A 3,542-nucleotide genomic window follows, 5' to 3' on the forward strand; every position below is an offset into this window, starting at 1 on the left:
TATTGTATCATATCGTATCCCATTTAAAAAGCCCCTTTTCATGGGGAGGGGGATTTTATGCCCTTTTGCACTCTACAAGTCCTACAAAGCTTTCATACTTCAGATTTTCATTTGCGGGGCGACGGGAAGCTTTCGTTTCAAAAAGCGGACACGATCACTGCCATGAACCGGACGGTGGAATATTTTCTAAAATTAAAGGAGTATGAGCTGCCGGAATTTTTTGTCGTGACCGGAGACCTGTCGGAAGGCGGTACAAGGGAAGGTTATGAGATCGTGCGTGAGGGCCTGAGGAAGCTCCCCCGCCCCTGCTATATCGTTCCGGGCAACCATGATAAGCGTGATTTTTATCTGGAGATGTTTGATTCCGAAACGCCTGTTATGGATGATATCAAGCCTTACATATGCTATACCATCGATGATCAGCCGATCCGCGTAATCGTCATCGATACCAGCATTCCGGGCTGCCATTACGGTGGTTTGACGGATGAAGTAGCGGAGTGGCTGGAGAAAAAGATCGTGGAATATCCGGACAAGCCGACTCTGGTATTTACGCATCATCCGCCGTTTGTGACCGGACTTCCGGCCATGGATGAGGGCTTCGGACAGGCGGACCGGCTTGCGGAGATCTTAAGACTCCACCGCAATGTACGGCTGTGCTGCGGCCATATGCATACCGGGATCTTTACACAATGGCAGGGCATTCCTGCTGTAACCTGCCCGCCTGTCGCCATGCAGATGGAAGTGGATTTCCGGGCAAAGACCGGGCCGGATGTGACACCGGAAGAAGCCGCCGACAATTTCAAAGGAGGCGGAGACCGTTTCTTTTTGGGAAATCCCGCGTATCTGATCCACGATCTGCAGGACGGCCAGATCAACACACACTATATGATCATCCCGGCAGGCGCGGACTATTCCGGACCGTGGCCGTTCAAATACTATGAGGGTGAAGAGGACTGAATGGGGGAAAATGAATTATGGATAAAAATTTTAAAAAGACAGCTGCGATCACACTTTTTGAAAGCGCGGTGCAATGGTATTGCTTCCTGCTCTATGGTACGGCGGCAGGAACAGTGTTCAGCAAAGTATTTTTCTCGATCAGCGGCAATGAGGTCACCGCGCTGATCCTGTCCTACATGTCGTTCGCCATCGGCTATATTGCCGGCCCCTTCGGCGCGGTATTTTTCGGACACATCGGGGACAAAAAGGGACGGAAATTTACCATGTATACTTCGCTACTGATGATGGGGATCTCTACTTCTGTGATCGGTCTGCTCCCGCCGGCGGAATCGGCGGGGATCATCGTCGTATTTATCCTGCAGGCGATGCGGCTGTTCCAGTGCTTCGGCCGGGGCGGCACCTGGGGCGGCGGAATCCTGATGGCCTATGAAAATGTGCCCGAATCCAAGCGGAATTTCATTTCCTGTATTCCACAGATCGGACTTCCCATTGGCTTCGGCCTGTCATCCATTTTGATCGCGCTGCCGAACTATTTTCTGGATGAGAGCATCTTCTTTACCTGGGGATGGAGAGTTCCGTTCCTGGCGGCTATCGTGCTGACGCTCATTGCGGTCCGGCTGAAGGGCGATATGATGGAGACTGCTGATTTTAAGGCGGCTCAGGCAAGGCTGGAGCAGCAGGAGGCGGAAGGCAAAAAGGCAAAGGTAGGTTTTATCCCCATGGTAAAGAATTACTGGCCGACGCTTCTGCTGGGCAGCGGTACCAGATGGGTTGACGGAACATTTTACAATATTTTTATCGTATGGATCCTGTCCTACTGTACAGGATGGCTTGGGATGCCGCTGATCCAGACCTATGTCATTACAATCATTGCGTGTATCTTCAAGATCCCGTTTACGCTCTTCGGCGGCTGGTGCGCCCAGAAGCTGGGAAATACCAAAACCTTTGTCATCGGGGCCGCTTCGTCCGCCATCCTGAGCATCCCTACCCTGAAGGTCATCGAGATCAGCGGCGGCAACCTCTGGATCACGATCATTGGGGTTGTGCTTGGATGGAGCATCGCCTACAACCTGATCTGGGCGTGTATCGGTTCCCTCTGGTCCTCCTATTTTGAGACCGAGGTCCGCTACTCGGGGATCTCCTTCGTGTACCATGTCCCCAGCTTTCTGGTGGCCGGCATGGTGCCGACGATCTGTACTCTGCTGATCAATTATGGAAACGGAGATACGATCTATGTGGGGATCTATTCTACGATCGTCGCGCTGATCAGTCTGGTCTGTGCTGTGGTGCTTAAGAAGAGGTTTGAGAAGGCGAAGTGATCCTTTTTTGATAAATATGGGTGGAAGCGGTGATCCAATCCCTGAAGCAGATCTCACCGGACCTGGGAAAGTATATTGTGGAATTTGCGTTCGGTGAGATTTATGCAAGGGAGGGGCTGTCCCTGCAGGAGCGGGAAAGGATCACCCCCCGGATAGTTTTTATTTCTTTCTGCCGGAGCAGTAGACAGCGACCGCCTGGCTGACAAACTCAGCAGTCCCTTCTCCGCCCGCCTGGTCGATGTTGTGCTTCATTCGTTCATCGCCCGCATACATCTGACCCAATCCGCTGAGGATCTCATCGGTGCAGTGATAATAGTTCTCTGTGATCCATGCCTGCAGCTCTTCTATTTTTTCCTGTACCTCCCTGTCGGCAGGCGAATGCTCCCGAAGAGAACCCAGTTCGGCAAACAAAGCCATCATCCTGTCCGCAGCTGTTTTCATTTCCTCCTCTGTCCTTCCTTTTCTCTTTTGCTCATACTCCGCGTATGCCTTCGTCGTGCCCCATTTCTCCCGGGCCTCCTCTGCATACCGGTCAAACTCTGTCTTTTGAAATGCGTCAAAATTCATGATATCTGTTCCTCCTTTTTGGACTTCACGGGCAAATGAGATCAGTTCATCAATATGCTTTCGCCGCAGCTCCAGCAATTTGATCTGCTGCGCAAGCGCCTCCCCCGGGTCAAAATCCGGATTGTCGAGGATGACCTTGATTTCCTTTAATGGAAATTGCAGTTCACGGAAAAATAAGATATTCTGCAGGCGTTTCAATGCGGCGCCGTCATAAAGCCGGTAGCCTGCCTCCGTTACCCTGGTGGGCTTTAACAAACCGATCGCGTCATAATGATGGAGCGCGCGGACACTGATCCCTGTAAGTTTGCTGATTTCATTTACCGTTCGCATCGTATTTCCTCCCGTTTTTTTTGCCTTTATTCTGTGGTTTACCCAAAGGGCATCCCTTCGCGGCAATTCGGCTGATTCATAATCTGTTCAGTTCTTCAAAGATGCGGCCGCGATCCTGTTCTGAACAATTTTGAGTATATACTATGACATAGCGTCAGAGTCAATCCTATTTTTAAAAATATTTCTTAAAAGTCGTTACTTCCTTTTCTGCCTGCACAGCAGCTTTAGGTTCCAGCGCTATCCCGGTCTGTCGCAGGGGCAGTTCGGATGTACTAGTGTAGCGTCTCAATCATTTTTTTAGTAATAAACTAATTTTTGTGGTGTTCCCTGCATCAATCATGCTTCATACAGGGAGCACCGGATAGTTCA

Annotated in this window: 3 protein-coding genes; 2 read left to right on the forward strand and 1 reads right to left on the reverse strand. The window is 50.7% G+C overall.

Translation table 11 applies throughout. The annotated features are described in order from the left end of the window. Positions 1 to 57 precede the first annotated feature (57 nt). Together ACTOY7_RS21465 and ACTOY7_RS21470 are read left to right on the forward strand one after the other, a co-directional pair. Positions 58 to 957: a phosphodiesterase gene (locus tag ACTOY7_RS21465; RefSeq protein ID WP_482671958.1), complete on the forward strand. Its 900-nt coding sequence runs from the start codon at positions 58 to 60 to the stop codon at positions 955 to 957. A 17-nt stretch (positions 958 to 974) separates the two neighbouring features. Beyond that, complete coding sequence (locus ACTOY7_RS21470; RefSeq protein ID WP_160285120.1) at positions 975 to 2,276, forward strand: MFS transporter; 1,302 nt, start codon at positions 975 to 977, stop codon at positions 2,274 to 2,276. A 159-nt stretch (positions 2,277 to 2,435) separates the two neighbouring features. Here the strand turns inward: ACTOY7_RS21470 and ACTOY7_RS21475 are convergent, their stop codons facing one another. Then, entirely contained in the window at positions 2,436 to 3,173 is a 738-nt protein-coding gene (locus ACTOY7_RS21475) for a MerR family transcriptional regulator (protein WP_482671959.1), read from the reverse strand. Positions 3,174 to 3,542: the final 369 nt, after the last annotated feature.

This window comes from Schaedlerella sp. (assembly GCF_056796775.1).